Here is a 16,074-nt window from a genome sequence, read left to right on the forward strand (position 1 = left end):
GCTTATTTTCCGTATTGTTCGCAAATTTCATTGACCGCGCGGCAGACCCGCGCCACGTCGCTTTCGTTCATCTGCGTGAAGAGCGGCAGCGTGACGGTGCTCGCGCCATAGCGCTCGGCGTGCGGGAACATGCCTTCCCGGAAACCGCGCGCTTTATACAGCGAGAACAGATGGATCGCCGGGTAGTGCACGCCCGAGCCGATGCCGCGCTCTTTCAGTTCGCCCATGAAGCCCGCGCGGTCGATTGAGAGTTTCTCGAGCGGCAGCGTGACCAGGTACATGTGCCAGTTGCTGTTGTCGAAGTCCGCAAGCGGCAGGCCCAGGCCCAGCTTGACCGCAGCGCCGCCCGCGAAGCCGTCGAAGTAGGCGCGCGCCAGTGTGCGGCGCTGCGCGGTGAAGCGCTCGATATGCGGCAACTGGCCGAGGCCGACGCGCGCGGCGACGTCCGTCAGGTTGTACTTGCCGCCCAGCAGCTCGCAGTCCATGCCGTCGAAGCCTGACCGCGTGATGCCTTGCAGACGGTACTTCTGCGCGAGGATCGCTTCTTCCTCGTTGTTGAGCACCAGCGCGCCGCCTTCGATCGAAGTCAGGTTCTTGTTCGCGTGGAAGCTGAACGACACGATGTCGCCCAGCTTGCCGATGCGCTCGCCATTCCAGCTCGAACCGAACGCCTGCGCGGCGTCTTCGATCACGCGCAGCTTGTGCGCGCGGGCGATTTCATACAGACGGTCCATATCGACCGGCAGGCCGGACAGATACACCGGAATCAGCGCCCTGGTGCGCGGCGTGATGGCCTTTTCGAGCAGATCGAGGTCGATATTGCGGGTGGCCGGATCGATGTCGACGAACACCGGCGTCGCGCCAACCTCATAGATCACATTGCTGGTCGAGACCCACGACGCGGGCGTCGTGATGACTTCGTCGCCTTCGCCCACGCCGGCAATGCGCAGCCCGATTTCGAGCGTCGCCGTGCCGGAATTGAACGTGCGCACCGGACGGCCGCCGCAGAACTCGGAGAGCGCCGCCTCGAACTTCTGATTCTGCGGACCGGTGGTGATCCACCCGGAGCGCAGGACCTCGGCGACACCCTGAATCGTTTCTTCATCGATTTCAGGTTTCACAAACGGCAAAAACGGCACGGTTGGCTGGGTCATGAATGCTTCGCTCGATTGAAAGGCTTGTCAGCCAGAGGGCGCGCAGTAAACCACAAAGTCCGCGCAAACCCAAGGCCACAACTAAAAAAGGTGCAACCGCACAGCATACCGCGGTCAAGCTTACGTCTTGCTGAGCCGGCGTGGCGGCGTGTTCATGGCGCTCGCCGGCGGTCTCTTTTCGCAATCAGCCTGCCGTCGGTCTGAGCCGTTGAGCCGCTGCGCTCCTGGAGCACCAGGACGCGCAGGCAATAAACGGTAATAAATCGGCCCCGGCAAATCGCTGCCGCGCCGTGACGCCTAGCTGCGCGCCAGAATCAGCACGCCGATCAGGATCACGCCGATCCCGATCAGCTTCTGCACCGACATGACTTCGCCGAACAGATACCACGCGGCGAACGCATTGACGACGTAGCCGAGCGACAGCATCGGATAGGCGATCGACACGTCGACCCGCGACAGCCCGACGATCCACACGACGAGGCTGATCACATAGCAGGCCAGCCCGGCGATGATCGGCGGCTGGGTCGCGATCCGGAAACCGATGGGCAGGATGTTCGCACGGGTGAATTCGAAGTGTCCAACGGCATTCGTTCCGGCTTTGAGCAGCAACTGCGCGCAGGCGTTCAACGTCACGCCGGCGAGGATACAGAAGAGGGATATCGGGTTCATCGAACGATCTGTTCCTGAGATGGGGTCACGATTGCGGTTTTTCCAGCATGGGCGCCGTGCCCGAAGCCGGAGGCGGCTTCGCGACCACGACCCGGCGCGAATCTTGGGCGATCACCTGCATCGGCAGTCCGGTTTTCAGCAACTGGTCGTAGGTGGACGGCGGGATCAGCGCGAGCGCGTAGCGGTCGGCCTTCCAGCGCTCGACCCAGGCGTCGACGCTCGGCAGCCACTTCTGCGGTTCGACGGAAATGCCGAACGCCAGTTCGTCGGGGTGCGCGACCATGATCATCGTGTGGTCGACGTAGAACGGCAGCGTGTGGTCGAGCACGCCGACCGAGTAGAACGGCGTGTCCGGCGGCAGCTTCGCGATCTCGGCCTTGATGGCGGGCGCGAGCGGCGCGCCGGAACTCAACCGGCCGAACACTTCGTGACCGGTGCCGGCGATCGTGCCCAGCAGCAGCCACGCCGCGCCGAACGTGGCGAGCGCGCCGAGGCCGCCGGCCCGGCTGCGGCGGTTCAGCCACAACGCCGCCAGCGTCAGCACGAACGCCACGCCGAGCGCCGCCAGCACCCAACTGCGGTATTCGGCATACAGCTCGGCGGGATTGCGCTCGCTGCCGAAACGCGTCATGAACAGCGCGCCGAACGCGACGACGACGAGAAACAGCGCATAGCCGGCCAGATGGCGGCGCAACTGATCGCGCGTGACGAGCGGCAGGTACATGCCGATCACGAGCGCGATGGGCGGGGCGATCGGCAGCGTGTAGGACAGCAGCTTGGAGTGCGACGCACTGAAGAACAGGAAGATGAAGCCGGTCCACACCAGCATCAGCGTGACCGGTGCGAAGCCGTTCGGCTGGCGCGGCAGGCGCAGCGCGTGGCGCAGGCTCTGCACGGTCACCGACAGCCACGGCAGGAAGCCCACCAGCAGCACCGGCACGAAGTAGTAGAACGGTCCCGGCCGGTTCTGCTCAGGCGTCAGATAGCGCTTGAACTGCTGGACGATAAAGAAGAAGTTCAGGAATTCGGGGTTGCGTTGCTGCACCAGCACGAACCACGGCGTGACGATCGCGAAGAACACGATCAGACCGCCGATCAGATGCAGACGCTTCCAGACGGCCCAGTCGCGCGCGATCAGCGTGTAGAGCACCAGCACCGCGCCCGGCAGGATCAGGCCGACGAGGCCCTTGGAGAGCACCGCGAGCGCCATCGCGCCCCAGCACACCCACATCCACGCCCGCACGTTCGCGGTCGGCAGGTTGGGGCGTTGCGCGAGCAGCAGCGCACACAGCGTCAGCTCCATCCAGAACGACAGGCCCATGTCGAGCGTGTTGAAGTGGCCCATCAGGTTCCAGTACGGCGACGTGGCCAGCACGATCGCGGCGAACACGCCGGTGGCCGCGTTGAACACGCGCGCGCCGGTGAAGCCGATCAGCAGCACGCCGGCAAAGCCCGTCAGCGCCGTATAAAGCCGCGCCTGCCATTCGCCGATGCCGAACCAGGCGAACGTCAGCGCGTTCGCCCAGGTTTGCAGCGGCGGTTTCTCGAAGTACTTGTAGCCGTTGTAGCGCGGCGTGATCCAGTCGCCGGTGACGAACATCTCGCGCGCCATTTCGGCGTAGCGGCCTTCGTCGCTCGGCAGCAGATGGCGCCAGCCGAGCGGCACGAACCAGATCGCGGCGAGTGCCAGCACGAGCAGCAGGATCGTCGTGCGGTTGAGCGGTAGCCTCGACGGCATATCGTTCATGGGTTTTTAACCTGTTTGGCGACGCCGCGCGGGGCGGCGAAGCGGTGTTGTCTGGAAATGTTGGGCAACGGCGCCCGGTTCCGATGGCGCGCAGTGTACGTTATCGGCCCCGACGCGGCCAGGTGCGCGGTCTGTCTTGCGGCGCGAACTTGCTGGATTGCGGGTAGGGAAACGTCCGCCGCTTGCTCTACGGCCCGTACGCGAGCCGGATCGACGCCACGCCGCCGCACAAGCGCACCAACCGGACATCAACCGGACGCCAACCCGCTCCCGCGGCTCCCGCTAACCTTCGATTAGCAGCGCGACCGCGACCTTGCGGCCCTCGGCCATCAGAATGTTGTACGTGCGGCAGGCGGCCTTGAAGTCCATGGTTTCGACGCCGATGCGCTTCGCGGTCAGCGCGGCGGTCAGCCGCGGATGCGGAAACCGCAGCCGTTCGCCGCTGCCGAACACCACCACTTCGGGTGCGGCGTCCACCAGCATGGCGAAATGCTCGGCGCTCAACTGATCGAACGAGGAGACGGGCCAAGGGATGACCGGCGCGTTCGGCAGCACGAGAATGCTGCCCGAATGACGCACCAGATTGATTTCGACGTAGTCGGCGCCATAACCGGTGACGGTGTTGAGGGCGCCGCTGGCATCCTGATGTAATTTCAAATTCGTTTTCCGAAGTCGTCGTGGGACATCTTGCGAGCCCGTGACCCGGCCGCACGGGACGCAGGCGGGGCGGGGCGACGCGAGTCGTAGGACACGAGAGGGCCGATCCTTTCCACAGCGCGGCCCACAGCGCTCCAAGGGCCGAAAAGGCTTGCCGTTGCGGTTGGTGCATTGCGGAAGTCGGCCAAAATCCGCTAAATTATAACTTTTTAGCCGCCTTGCGGCGCCCCTCGCCGAACCGCCGCCACAAGCCGCGTTGACGATACGGGGCGCGACCCACCGGCTACCTGCCCCGGTTTTGCCGCTTTCGCGCGCCTTTCGGCTGTGTTTCGACCCACAGCCGGTCAAGGCGGTGAAACCCGCGTCTGGCGGCCGTCGCCGGCCGAATCGCGGCCACCTCGCGACCGGACTGCGACCGAATCGCGACCGAATTCCCCGTATCGGCGAACCGCCCGGCGTTGCGCGCCCGCGCCGGTTCGCCCAAGTCATCAACCAGGATCCGTGCCCGCCGTGAAACCGATACTCAAGTCCAACAAGTTGTTGAATGTCTGCTACGACATTCGCGGGCCCGTCCTCGAACATGCGAAACGGCTCGAAGAAGAAGGTCACCGCATCATCAAGCTGAACATCGGCAATCTCGCGCCGTTCGGCTTCGACGCGCCGGACGAGATCATTCAGGACATGATCCTGAACCTGCCAGGTTCGTCGGGCTATTCCGATTCGAAGGGCGTGTTCGCCGCGCGCAAGGCGATCATGCATTACACGCAGCAAAAGGGCGTGCACGGCGTCGAACTGGACGACATCTACATCGGCAACGGCGCCTCCGAGCTGATCGTGATGGCGCTCCAAGGGCTGCTCAACGACGGTGACGAAGTCCTGCTGCCGGCTCCCGACTACCCGCTGTGGACCGCCGGCGTGAGCCTGTCGGGCGGCACGCCGGTGCATTACATCTGCGACGAGTCGAACCGCTGGATGCCCGACCTCGACGACATCCGCGCGAAAATCACGCCGAACACGCGCGCGCTCGTCGTGATCAACCCGAACAACCCGACCGGCGCGCTGTATTCGGACGAACTGCTGCTCGGCCTGATCGAGATCGCGCGCCAGCACGGCCTCGTGATTTTCGCCGACGAGGTCTACGACAAGATCGTCTACGATGGCAAGCAGCACACGGCGCTCGCATCGCTGTCCGAAGACGTGCTCACCGTCACGTTCAACAGCCTGTCGAAGAGCTACCGCGCCTGCGGCTACCGCGCCGGCTGGATGTTCATCTCGGGCCTCACCGCCGGCGAGAACCGCCGTCACGCGAAAGACTATTTCGAAGGGCTCGGCATTCTGGCCTCCATGCGTCTGTGCCCGAACGTGCCCGGCCAGTACGCGATCCAGACCGCGCTGGGCGGCTATCAGAGCATCAACGACCTGATCCTGCCGGGCGGCCGCCTGTACAAACAGCGCGAACTCGCGTATGACATGCTGACGGCGATCCCCGGCGTGAGCTGCGTGAAGCCCGAAGCGGCGCTGTACATGTTCCCGCGCCTCGACCCGAAGATTTACCCGATCCAGGACGACCAGCAGTTCATCCTCGATCTGCTGCTGGAAGAGCGCGTGCTGCTCGTGCAGGGCACCGGTTTCAACTGGAAGACGCCGGATCACTTCCGCGTCGTGTTCCTGCCGAACCTGGACGACCTCGCGGATTCGATCAACCGGATCGCGCGCTTCCTCGACGGTTACCGCAAACGTCACACCGCCTAGCGCAGAATATGGAGCAGGGCGCGGCCCACCCGCGCCGTGCCACGCGCCTCCCCGATTTCCCTTTTAAACCTCTAATCGAAAACACACGCTGCATGGAACCGATCAAAGTTGGACTGCTGGGCTTCGGCACGGTAGGCAGCGGCACCTTCACGGTACTGCGCCGCAATCAGGAAGAAATCAAACGCCGCGCGGGCCGCGGCATCGAGATCGCGCGCATTGCCGTGCGCAATCCCGCGAAAGCGACAGCGGCGCTCGGCACAGAAGCCGGCACGGTGGCGCTGACCGATGACTTCAACGCGGTGGTCGACGATCCGTCGATCGATATCGTGGCCGAAATGATCGGCGGCACGGGCGTGGCGCGCGATCTGGTGCTGCGCGCGATCAAGAACCGCAAGCACGTGGTCACCGCCAACAAGGCGCTGCTCGCGGTGCACGGCACGGAGATCTTCGAGGCGGCGCGCGCCAACGGCGTGATGGTGTCGTTCGAAGCGGCGGTGGCGGGCGGCATTCCGATCATCAAGGCGCTGCGCGAAGGGCTCACGGCCAATCGCATCCAGTACATCGCGGGCATCATCAACGGCACCACGAACTACATTCTTTCGGAAATGCGCGACCGCGGGCTCGACTTCGCGACCGCGCTGAAGGCCGCCCAGGAGCTGGGTTATGCCGAAGCCGATCCGACCTTCGACGTCGAAGGCGTGGACGCCGCGCACAAGGCGACGATCATGAGCGCGATCGCGTTCGGCGTGCCGGTGCAGTTCGACCGCGCTTACGTGGAAGGCATCAGCAAGCTCGCGGCGATCGACATCAAATACGCCGAGGAACTCGGCTATCGGATCAAGCTGCTCGGTATCGCGCGCCGTACGGACAAGGGTATCGAATTGCGCGTGCATCCCACGCTGATTCCGGAAAAGCGCCTGCTGGCGAACGTGGAAGGCGCGATGAACGCGGTCGTCGTGCATGGCGACGCGGTGGGCACCACGCTGTACTACGGCAAGGGCGCGGGCGCGGAGCCGACGGCGTCGGCAGTCGTCGCCGATCTGGTCGACGTGACGCGTCTGCATACCGCCGACCCGGAGCATCGCGTGCCGCATCTGGCGTTCCAGCCGGACAGCCTGTCGAGCACCCCGATCCTGCCGATCGAAGAAGTGACGAGCGGCTACTATCTGCGCCTGCGAGTGGCGGACGTGACCGGCGTGCTGGCCGATATCACGCGCATTCTGGCGGATACGGGTATCTCGATCGACGCGTTGCTGCAGAAGGAATCGGAGCAGGTCGACGCGAACGGCAAGGGCGAAACCGACATCATCCTGATCACGCACGAAACGGTCGAAAAGCACGTCAACGCCGCGATCAAAACGATCGAGGCGTTGAGCACCGTTGTCTCGCAAGTCACGAAGCTGCGCATGGAAGCGCTGAACTAGGCCGAACTATGAACTATCTTTCCACGCGCGGCGCCGGAGCCGGCGAGCGCCACACCTTCTCCCAGATTCTGCTGGGCGGTCTCGCGAAAGACGGCGGCCTGTATCTGCCGGCCGAATACCCGCGTGTCACCGCCGACGAATTGACGCGCTGGCGCACGCTGCCGTACGCGGACCTCGCGTTCGAGATCCTGTCGAAATTCAGCGACGACATTCCCGCCGAAGACCTGCGCGCGCTGACCCGCAAGACCTACACGGCCGCGACCTACTGCAACGTGCGCGACGACGAAAGCGCCGCGCAGATCACGCCGCTGAAGACGCTCGGCGTCGAGAATGGCGCGCCGCTCGCGTTGCTGGAGCTGTCGAACGGGCCGACGCTCGCGTTCAAGGACATGGCGATGCAGTTGATCGGCAACCTGTTCGAGTACGCGCTGGCCAAACACGGTCAGACGCTGAACATTCTCGGCGCGACCTCGGGCGACACCGGCAGCGCCGCCGAATACGCGATGCGCGGCAAGCACGGCATCAGCGTGTTCATGCTGTCGCCGCACAAGAAGATGAGCGCGTTCCAGACCGCGCAGATGTACAGCCTGCAAGACCCGAACATTTTCAACATCGCGGTGGAAGGCGTGTTCGACGACGCGCAGGACATCGTCAAGGCGGTCTCGAACGATCACGCGTTCAAGGCGAAGCACAAGATCGGCACGGTCAATTCGATCAACTGGGCGCGGGTTGTCGCGCAGGTCGTGTACTACTTCAAGGGCTATTTCGCCGCGACGAAGTCGAACGACGAGCGTGTGTCGTTCACGGTGCCGTCGGGCAATTTCGGCAATGTGTGCGCGGGTCACATCGCGCGCATGATGGGTCTGCCGATCGAGAAGCTGGTGGTCGCCACGAACGAAAACGACGTGCTCGACGAGTTCTTCCGCACCGGCATCTATCGTGTGCGCAAGGCCGCCGAGACGTATCACACGAGCAGCCCGAGCATGGATATTTCGAAGGCCTCGAACTTCGAACGCTTCGTGTTCGATCTGCTGGGCCGCGATCCGGCGCGCGTGCTGCAACTGTTCCGCGACGTCGAAGAGAAGGGCGGCTTCGACCTCGCCGCGAGCGGCGATTTCGCGCGCGTGCAGGAGTTCGGTTTCGTGTCGGGCCGCAGCAGTCACGAGACGCGCCTGGAAACGATCCGCGACGTGTTCGAGCGTTACGACACGATGATCGACACGCATACGGCCGACGGCCTGAAGGTGGCGCGCGAGCATCTGCAGCCGGGTATTCCGATGATCGTGCTGGAGACGGCGCAGCCGATCAAGTTCGGCGAAACGATCCGTGAAGCGCTGCTGCGCGAACCGGAGCGGCCGGCCGCGTTCGAGGGGCTGGAGTCGCTGCCGCAGCGATTCGAAGTGTTGCCGGCCGATGTACAGCGCGTGAAGGAATTTATCGTCGCGAATACGGGCGGTTGAGTTTTTTCGTGGGTGCGTGAGTCAAGTGGCTCACGCACGTTGGCTGGCTGAATAGCTGGCTGGGCGGGCAGGCATGACAACCCGCCAGGAATCATTGCCGCCACCCTCCGCGGCAAGTGCCCCAAACACCATAAATCCCCCCATAACGCGCCGTGGCACATGCCGCAGGCGTCGGCCGCTACAATATTCCTTTAACCCGCGGCTTCGAAACCAGAGATGTCCACACCCACGCCCCGCGCTCCGATGCTCGCTACCGCTGAAGCGTTGGCGACCCTGCTCAGCGCTGCAAGCCCGATCGACGGCGTCGAATCGATTCCCACGCTGGAAGCACTGAATCGGGTTCTGTCAGCCGACGTCACGTCGCCGCTCGACGTCCCGCCGATGCACACCAGTTCCATGGACGGCTACGCGATTCGCGTGGCGGACCTCACGGACCCCGCGGCCGCTGGCAACAAGCGTTTGCCGGTCTCGCAACGCATTCCGGCCGGCCACGCGCCTCAACCATTGAAGCCCGGCACCGCAGCGCGAATCTTCACGGGCGCAACGGTGCCGCCCGGCGCGGACGCCATCGTGATGCAGGAGCAAACCGAAGTCACCGGCGACGAAGTCACGATCCTGCACAGCCCGCAACCGGGCGAGTGGATCACGGCGCAAGGCGCGGACATTCGCAGCGGCTCGGTGATCCTGCCGGCCGGTACGCGATTGACGCCGCAAGCGTTGGGACTGGCCGCCTCGGTCGGTTGCGCGACGCTGACGGTGCGGCGGCGCGTCAAGGTCGCGGTTTTCTTCACCGGCGACGAACTGACCATGCCGGGCGAGCCGCTCAAGCCCGGCGCGATCTACAACTCCAACCGCTTCACGCTGCACGGTCTGCTGGACAAGCTCGGCTGCGACGTGACCGACTACGGCATCGTCGCCGATAAGCTGGACGCGACCCGCGCCACGCTGCGCGAGGCCGCCGTGGCGCATGACCTGATCCTGACGTGCGGCGGGGTGTCGGTGGGCGAGGAGGATCACGTGAAGCCGGCGGTCGAGGCCGAAGGCCGTCTGTCGATGTGGCAGATCGCGATGAAACCCGGCAAGCCGCTGGCGTTTGGTGCGGTGCGGCGCGGTGCGGCGCTCGGTGCGGCGCTTGAAGGGGCATCCGCATCGGAAACGTTCTTCATCGGCCTGCCGGGCAACCCTGTTTCCAGCTTCGCTACGTTCCTGCTGTTCGTGCGCCCGTTCATCCTGAGCCTCGCCGGCGTGCAGACGGTTGTGCCGCGCACGCTGTCGTTGCGCGCGGACTTCACGCAGAGCAAAGCCGATCGCCGCAACGAATTCCTGCGCGCGCGCATCAACCCGGCCGGTGGCCTCGATCTGTTTCCGAATCAGAGTTCGGCGGTGCTGACATCGACGGTGTGGGGCGACGGGCTGATCGACAATCCGCCGAACCACGCGATCAGCGCCGGCGAGACCGTGCGCTTCATTCCCTTTTCCGAATTGCTGAACTGAGGCCGGCACGCGCCGGCGGCATCCCGATGAAGATTCAATTGCGATATTTTGCGAGCGTGCGTGAAGCGCTCGATCTGGCCGATGAAACGGTCGACCTGCCGGACGGCATCGCCACCGTCGGCGACGTGCGCGCGTGGCTGCGCGTGCGTGGCGGCGCCTGGGCCGACACGCTGGCCGAAGGCCGCGCGCTGCGCATGGCCTGCAATCACGTGATGACCGACGCCGGTACGCGCGTTACGGAAGGCTGCGAGGTCGCGTTCTTTCCACCGGTCACGGGCGGCTGATCGCTCGCCGCCTCACCCAACCATCAGGAGCCCCAGATGCCGGTTCGCGTCCAGACCGAAGACTTCGACCTCACCGCCGAGGTCGCCGCGTTGCGCGCGCGTAATCCGAAGATCGGCGCGGTGGCCTGTTTCGTCGGCACCGTGCGCGATCTGAACGAAGGCAGCGCGGTCGAGACGATGGAACTCGAACACTATCCGGGCATGACGGAGAAATCGCTGGAAGCGATCGTCGTCAGCGCGCGTGAGCGGTGGCCGGGGATCGAGGTGCTGATCGTGCACCGGGTCGGCAAGCTTTATCCGCTCGATCAGATCGTGCTGGTGGCGACGACCGCGGCGCATCGCGGGGACGCTTTCGCGTCGTGTGAATTCGTGATGGATTATCTGAAGAGCGAGGCGCCGTTCTGGAAGAAGGAGAAGACGGAGGCCGGCGAGCGCTGGGTCGACGCCCGCGTCACCGACGACGCCGCGCTGGCGCGCTGGGGCATCGAGTCAGGGAACCGGGCGGAGAAGTAAATGTGCTGGTTCGGAGCCGCCTACGTCTCGGCGGATAGAGCCCGCTCAGGAGCGGCTTACCTTCGTGGGTCGGTCGCAGCGACGACTGCTTGCAGGAACCGGTTACGGCCGCTATCAAGCCTTTAAACGGCCTTTGGCCTGGCGAGCCGGAGAGAATCACTCATCCATTGCCCGGCCGATAATCCGCGTCGGAAAGGGTTCACCCGGCCGTCGCGCCGCCTCATGGGCATCCTCTTCATCCCGCGCACGCTTTGGCGCGACGCGCTCCAGCAGCGCCTGCTGTTCCGCTGGAATCCTGTAATCCCAGCCGAAGCGGCTCAACTGCAAACTCTGCGCGATGCGTAGCGCCGGCTCCATGAAACGGATCGCGGCGACCGGCTCGTAGCGCGACTCCACCGTATCCAGAAACAGATACAGCCAGCGGCTGAAGTGCTGCGGCTCGACGCCTTCGAGCGGCTGATGCGCCTGTTGCACGTTGCCGCGATACTGTTTCGCGCCGAGCACGAGGCTGCCCCAGAACAGACACATCTTCGGCAGATGCTCGTCCCAGCGGCCCGCCAGGCTGGCATCGAAAACCGGACCGAGCAGCGCGTCCGCACGCACGCGGTCGTAAAAGGCATAGACGAGTTCGCGGACGTTCGCCTCGGTGGGTTCGGCGGCGCGCTCGACGGCGGGTGCGGCGGGGAAAGACGGGTTCATGCGGATTCCAGAAAATGCGGCTGGCTGAATTGGCCAATAATTGGCCACTGAATGTGGCAATGACCGTAGCCAATGAGTAGGCCCAATGACGGCAATCGACGACGTCCATCTCCACACCGCGCCACAGACCGTCAGGAATGGCCTCAAAGAGGGGCAAACTCAAAGAAGTAAGCCGCGAAACCCGTCCTTTTCGTATGAATGAACTACGCGGGAAACGTTACCATTACTGCCGAAAGATAAACTCCGTCTGTCAGCGCAAAACAATAAAACATGCGTTGCGTTCGCATCTTAGGGCGAACAGGCGGTCCTGGGCAACCCTTGCGTCGGCGCGGTTTTCCTCCGGATCGCGGCTTGCGCTCATCGTGATACCTGCACTTATGAGACTGACCGACTACACGGATTATTCGCTGCGCGTTCTGCTGTATCTCGCTGTCCGTGGCGAGGGATTATCGACGATTCAGGACATCTCGGATGCATACGGAATATCCAAGAACCATTTAATGAAAGTGGTTCAGCAACTCGGCGAACTCGGCTGGGTCGAGACCGTACGCGGGCGCAACGGCGGCCTGCGGCTGGCCGATAAAACCAACGCGTTGACCGTCGGCGAAATTGTGCGTGCCACGGAAAGTGACTTCGCGCTGGTCGGCTGTTTTCCCGACCAGCAGGGCGCGCGCCGCTCGTGCGTCATTACGCCGCAATGTCGTTTGCGTGGCGCGCTCGAAGCGGCGCGTAATGCTTTCCTTGCCGAGCTCGACCGGCATACCATCGGTGAGGTCGCGCAACCGCATGGGCCGCTGGCGGCGCTGCTCGGTTTGAGCAGCATCATCCCGATCATGCCGCTCGCGCCGGTTGGACCGGCCGGCAGCAACCCCGCGCCGGTGTCCTGAGGACGGCCAGGCAGTTCGTTCGCGTCAAATGTTAAATAGTTGCCGCGAAGGGCAAAAAAGCGCTTGAAACCTGGGAAAAACGCCTCATTTTGGTGGTAATCGAAATTGGAGGTCTCCTGATGAGAATCGACAAACTCACCACTAAATTCCAGGAAGCACTGTCAGACGCGCAGAGTCTCGCGGTCGGTCATGACAATCAATACATCGAACCGGTTCATGTCCTGTCGGCGCTCGTCGCGCAGCAGGATGGTTCGGCGCGCTCGCTGCTGTCGCGGGCCGGCGTGCATGTGCAGGCGTTGCAAACGGCGCTCAACGACGCGATGACACGCTTGCCGCAGGTGCAGGGCACCGACGGCAACGTGCAGATCGGCCGCGAGCTGACGGGTCTGCTGAATCAGGCGGACAAGGAAGCGCAGAAGCTCAACGACACCTTCATCGCGAGCGAGATGTTCCTGCTCGCGGTGGCGGACGACAAAGGCGAAGCCGGCCGTCTCGCGCGTCAGCACGGCCTGTCGCGCAAGTCGCTCGAAAGCGCGATCGCGGCGGTGCGCGGCGGCTCGCAGGTGCATAGCCAGGACGCCGAAAGCCAGCGCGAAGCGCTGAAGAAATACACCGTCGACCTGACCGAGCGCGCGCGCGCCGGCAAGCTCGATCCGGTGATTGGCCGCGACGACGAAATCCGCCGCTCGATCCAGATCCTGCAACGCCGCACCAAGAACAACCCGGTGCTGATCGGCGAGCCGGGCGTGGGTAAAACCGCGATCGTCGAAGGTCTCGCGCAGCGCATCGTCAACGGCGAAGTGCCGGAAACGCTCAAGGGCAAGCGCGTGCTGTCGCTCGATATGGCGGCGTTGCTGGCCGGCGCCAAGTATCGCGGCGAGTTCGAAGAGCGCCTGAAGGCCGTGCTGAGCGACATCGCGAAAGACGAAGGGCAGACCATCGTCTTCATCGACGAAATTCACACCATGGTCGGCGCGGGCAAGGCCGAAGGCGCGATGGACGCGGGCAACATGCTCAAGCCGGCGCTCTCGCGCGGCGAGCTGCATTGCGTCGGCGCCACCACGCTCGATGAATACCGCAAGTACATTGAAAAGGACGCCGCGCTCGAACGCCGCTTCCAGAAGGTGCTGGTCGACGAGCCGTCGGTGGAAGCCACCATCGCGATTCTGCGCGGCTTGCAGGAAAAGTATGAGCTGCATCATGGCGTCGATATCACCGACCCGGCTATCGTCGCGGCGGCAGAGCTGTCGCATCGCTACATCACGGATCGTTTCCTGCCGGACAAGGCCATCGACCTGATCGACGAAGCCGCGTCGAAGATCAAGATGGAAATCGATTCGAAGCCGGAAGAAATGGACCGGCTCGACCGTCGCCTGATCCAGTTGAAGATCGAACGCGAAGCCGTCAAGAAGGAAAAGGACGAAGCATCGCAAAAGCGTCTGCAGTTGATCGAAGAAGAAATCGAAAAGCTGAACCGCGACTATTCCGACCTCGACGAAATCTGGACGGCGGAAAAAGCCGCGGTGCAGGGCAGCGCGCAGTTGAAGGAAGAAATCGAGAAAACCCGCGCGGAAATCGTCCGCCTGCAGCGTGAAGGCAAGCTGGAGAAGGTCGCCGAGTTGCAGTACGGCAAGCTGCCGGGGCTCGAGGCGCAACTGAAGGAAGTGACCCAGGCCGAAGCGAACGAGCAGAGCAATCCGACGCGTCGGCGGTTGTTGCGCACGCAGGTCGGCGCGGAAGAAATCGCGGATGTCGTGTCGCGTTCCACTGGCATTCCGGTCTCGCGCATGATGCAGGGCGAGCGCGAAAAGCTGCTGCAGATCGAAGAAAAACTGCACGACCGCGTGGTCGGTCAGGACGAGGCGATCACCGCGGTGGCCGATGCGATCCGCCGTTCGCGCGCGGGTCTGTCGGATCCGAACCGGCCGTACGGCTCGTTCCTGTTCCTCGGTCCGACCGGTGTGGGCAAGACCGAGTTGTGCAAGGCGCTGGCGTCGTTCCTGTTCGATTCGGAAGATCACCTGATCCGGATCGACATGAGCGAATTCATGGAGAAGCATAGCGTCGCGCGTTTGATCGGCGCGCCGCCGGGCTACGTCGGTTACGAAGAAGGCGGTTATCTGACCGAAGCCGTGCGTCGCAAGCCGTACAGCGTGATCCTGCTCGACGAAGTCGAGAAGGCGCATCCGGACGTGTTCAACGTGCTGCTGCAAGTGCTCGACGACGGCCGCATGACCGACGGCCAGGGCCGCACCGTCGACTTCAAGAACACGGTGATCGTGATGACCTCGAATCTCGGTTCGCAGGTGATTCAGGCAATGGTCGGCGAGCCGCAGGAAGCGGTGAAGGACGCGGTCTGGGAAGAGGTGAAGCTGCACTTCCGGCCCGAGTTCCTGAACCGGATCGACGACGTTGTGGTGTTCCATGCGCTCGACCGCTCGAATATCCAGTCGATCGCGCGGATCCAGTTGCAGCGTCTGCACGAGCGGCTGGCCAAGCTCGATATGCAACTGGTGGTGTCGGACGAAGCGCTCGAGCACGTCGGCAAGGTCGGCTACGATCCGCTGTTCGGTGCGCGGCCGTTGAAGCGCGCGATCCAGCAGGAGATTGAGAACCCGGTCGCCAAGCTGATTCTGGCCGGCAAGTTCGGTCCGAAAGACGTGATTCCGGTCGAGGTGGATGACGGCAAGCTGGTGTTCGAACGCGTCGTGCATTGAGCGCAATGCGCTCGCGTCGGGCGCGGCTCGATGAATAGAAAAGCGGCAACGAAGTGATCTTCGTTGCCGCTTTTTTTTCGCCTGATTTCTTTACCCGATCAACGGGTAGCTGCAGCTACGCGCGAGCGTCGTGGCTTCAGGCGCTGCCCTTGTTGAACAACGCCGACAGGCCACCCAGCGCGCCGAGCACGGTCGTCGAATTGAGCTTGCCTTCGGCGGGCACTTCGCCTTCCGGCGTGGCGGCATTGACGACGTGCGGCAGAATCTGCGACAGCAGGCCCGTGACCTGGTCCGGCTGCACGCCGGCCTTGGCCGCGAGGTTCGTGACGGCGTCCGAACCGAGCACGCTGTGCAGCGCGTCGGCCGAGATCGGCTGGTTGTCGCCGTTGCTGACCCACGACGTCACGACGTCGCCGAGGCCCTTTTCCTTGAAACGGTCGATCAGGCCATTCAGCCCGCCGGGCTGGTTGTTGACGAATTCGAGGGCGGCTGAAACCAGGGCTTGCTGGCCGCCGCCTTCAGGCGATTTGCCAATCAGGGAACCGATAGTGTCGAGTAGGCTCATGACGGTCTCTCTTGAATGCCGACGCGTGTCTGACGAGTCGGCGGGTGAAAAC

General features: G+C 63.8%; 14 protein-coding genes. 8 read left to right on the top strand and 6 right to left on the bottom strand.

The features are described 5' to 3' along the window. Positions 1-2 precede the first annotated feature (2 nt). The 4 genes from HWY05_RS08940 to HWY05_RS08955 all read right to left on the bottom strand — a co-directional run bounded on the left by HWY05_RS08940 (position 3) and on the right by HWY05_RS08955 (position 4,227). Entirely contained in the window at positions 3-1,154 is a 1,152-nt protein-coding gene (locus HWY05_RS08940; protein WP_176058076.1) for a DegT/DnrJ/EryC1/StrS aminotransferase family protein, read from the bottom strand. A gap of 297 nt (positions 1,155-1,451) precedes the next feature. Beyond that, positions 1,452-1,823 (bottom strand): SMR family transporter, encoded by a 372-nt coding sequence (locus tag HWY05_RS08945; RefSeq protein ID WP_176058077.1) that lies wholly within the window; start codon positions 1,821-1,823, stop codon positions 1,452-1,454. 25 nt (positions 1,824-1,848) lie between these two features. After that, complete coding sequence (locus HWY05_RS08950; RefSeq protein ID WP_176058078.1) at positions 1,849-3,570, bottom strand: glycosyltransferase family 39 protein; 1,722 nt, start codon at positions 3,568-3,570, stop codon at positions 1,849-1,851. Between the two features lie 282 nt (positions 3,571-3,852). After that, on the bottom strand, positions 3,853-4,227 hold the full coding sequence (locus HWY05_RS08955) for an Mth938-like domain-containing protein (RefSeq protein ID WP_176058079.1): 375 nt from the start codon (positions 4,225-4,227) through the stop codon (positions 3,853-3,855). 501 nt (positions 4,228-4,728) lie between these two features. Between HWY05_RS08955 and HWY05_RS08960 the strand changes: the two genes are divergently transcribed. The 6 genes from HWY05_RS08960 to HWY05_RS08985 all read left to right on the top strand — a co-directional run bounded on the left by HWY05_RS08960 (position 4,729) and on the right by HWY05_RS08985 (position 11,154). Beyond that, positions 4,729-5,979, top strand: a complete 1,251-nt coding sequence (locus HWY05_RS08960; RefSeq protein WP_105508355.1) for a pyridoxal phosphate-dependent aminotransferase — start codon at positions 4,729-4,731, stop codon at positions 5,977-5,979. A 92-nt stretch (positions 5,980-6,071) separates the two neighbouring features. After that, on the top strand, positions 6,072-7,403 hold the full coding sequence (locus HWY05_RS08965) for a homoserine dehydrogenase (protein WP_176058081.1): 1,332 nt from the start codon (positions 6,072-6,074) through the stop codon (positions 7,401-7,403). A gap of 8 nt (positions 7,404-7,411) precedes the next feature. Beyond that, complete coding sequence (gene thrC / locus HWY05_RS08970; protein WP_176058082.1) at positions 7,412-8,863, top strand: threonine synthase; 1,452 nt, start codon at positions 7,412-7,414, stop codon at positions 8,861-8,863. Positions 8,864-9,106: 243 nt separating this feature from the next. Then, a complete protein-coding gene (gene glp, locus HWY05_RS08975) occupies positions 9,107-10,357 on the top strand; it encodes a gephyrin-like molybdotransferase Glp (RefSeq protein WP_176058438.1) in 1,251 nt (416 codons plus the stop codon). A gap of 26 nt (positions 10,358-10,383) precedes the next feature. After that, the gene (gene moaD, locus HWY05_RS08980; RefSeq protein WP_035550499.1) at positions 10,384-10,641 is read left to right on the top strand and encodes a molybdopterin converting factor subunit 1; all 258 of its coding nucleotides are present in this window, start codon (positions 10,384-10,386) and stop codon (positions 10,639-10,641) included. A gap of 36 nt (positions 10,642-10,677) precedes the next feature. Beyond that, positions 10,678-11,154, top strand: a complete 477-nt coding sequence (locus HWY05_RS08985) for a molybdenum cofactor biosynthesis protein MoaE (protein WP_035550496.1) — start codon at positions 10,678-10,680, stop codon at positions 11,152-11,154. 156 nt (positions 11,155-11,310) lie between these two features. On the opposite strand, the gene HWY05_RS08990 is transcribed toward HWY05_RS08985, so the two are convergent. Beyond that, complete coding sequence (locus HWY05_RS08990) at positions 11,311-11,853, bottom strand: group III truncated hemoglobin (protein WP_176058083.1); 543 nt, start codon at positions 11,851-11,853, stop codon at positions 11,311-11,313. A gap of 377 nt (positions 11,854-12,230) precedes the next feature. Between HWY05_RS08990 and HWY05_RS08995 the strand changes: the two genes are divergently transcribed. Continuing rightward, positions 12,231-12,740, top strand: a complete 510-nt coding sequence (locus HWY05_RS08995) for an Rrf2 family transcriptional regulator (protein WP_035550491.1) — start codon at positions 12,231-12,233, stop codon at positions 12,738-12,740. 119 nt (positions 12,741-12,859) lie between these two features. Continuing rightward, complete coding sequence (gene clpB, locus HWY05_RS09000) at positions 12,860-15,457, top strand: ATP-dependent chaperone ClpB (RefSeq protein ID WP_176058084.1); 2,598 nt, start codon at positions 12,860-12,862, stop codon at positions 15,455-15,457. A 136-nt stretch (positions 15,458-15,593) separates the two neighbouring features. Here the strand turns inward: clpB and HWY05_RS09005 are convergent, their stop codons facing one another. After that, the gene (locus HWY05_RS09005; protein ID WP_035550486.1) at positions 15,594-16,022 is read right to left on the bottom strand and encodes a YidB family protein; all 429 of its coding nucleotides are present in this window, start codon (positions 16,020-16,022) and stop codon (positions 15,594-15,596) included. Positions 16,023-16,074 lie beyond the last annotated feature (52 nt).

It is taken from the genome of Paraburkholderia sp. BCC1876 (assembly GCF_902833695.1).
Lineage (GTDB): Bacteria > Pseudomonadota > Gammaproteobacteria > Burkholderiales > Burkholderiaceae > Paraburkholderia.

Bases quoted from the DNA above. Each gene is read 5' to 3' on its own strand.
- HWY05_RS08940 (WP_176058076.1), bottom strand. From the start codon at position 1,154: ATGACCCAGCCAACCGTGCCGTTTTTGCCGTTTGTGAAACCTGAAATC.
- HWY05_RS08945 (WP_176058077.1), bottom strand. From the start codon at position 1,823: ATGAACCCGATATCCCTCTTCTGTATCCTCGCCGGCGTGACGTTGAAC.
- HWY05_RS08950 (WP_176058078.1), bottom strand. From the start codon at position 3,570: ATGAACGATATGCCGTCGAGGCTACCGCTCAACCGCACGACGATCCTG.
- HWY05_RS08965 (WP_176058081.1), top strand. From the start codon at position 6,072: ATGGAACCGATCAAAGTTGGACTGCTGGGCTTCGGCACGGTAGGCAGC.
- thrC (WP_176058082.1), top strand. From the start codon at position 7,412: ATGAACTATCTTTCCACGCGCGGCGCCGGAGCCGGCGAGCGCCACACC.
- glp (WP_176058438.1), top strand. From the start codon at position 9,107: ATGCTCGCTACCGCTGAAGCGTTGGCGACCCTGCTCAGCGCTGCAAGC.
- moaD (WP_035550499.1), top strand. From the start codon at position 10,384: ATGAAGATTCAATTGCGATATTTTGCGAGCGTGCGTGAAGCGCTCGAT.
- HWY05_RS08985 (WP_035550496.1), top strand. From the start codon at position 10,678: ATGCCGGTTCGCGTCCAGACCGAAGACTTCGACCTCACCGCCGAGGTC.
- HWY05_RS08990 (WP_176058083.1), bottom strand. From the start codon at position 11,853: ATGAACCCGTCTTTCCCCGCCGCACCCGCCGTCGAGCGCGCCGCCGAA.
- HWY05_RS08995 (WP_035550491.1), top strand. From the start codon at position 12,231: ATGAGACTGACCGACTACACGGATTATTCGCTGCGCGTTCTGCTGTAT.
- clpB (WP_176058084.1), top strand. From the start codon at position 12,860: ATGAGAATCGACAAACTCACCACTAAATTCCAGGAAGCACTGTCAGAC.
- HWY05_RS09005 (WP_035550486.1), bottom strand. From the start codon at position 16,022: ATGAGCCTACTCGACACTATCGGTTCCCTGATTGGCAAATCGCCTGAA.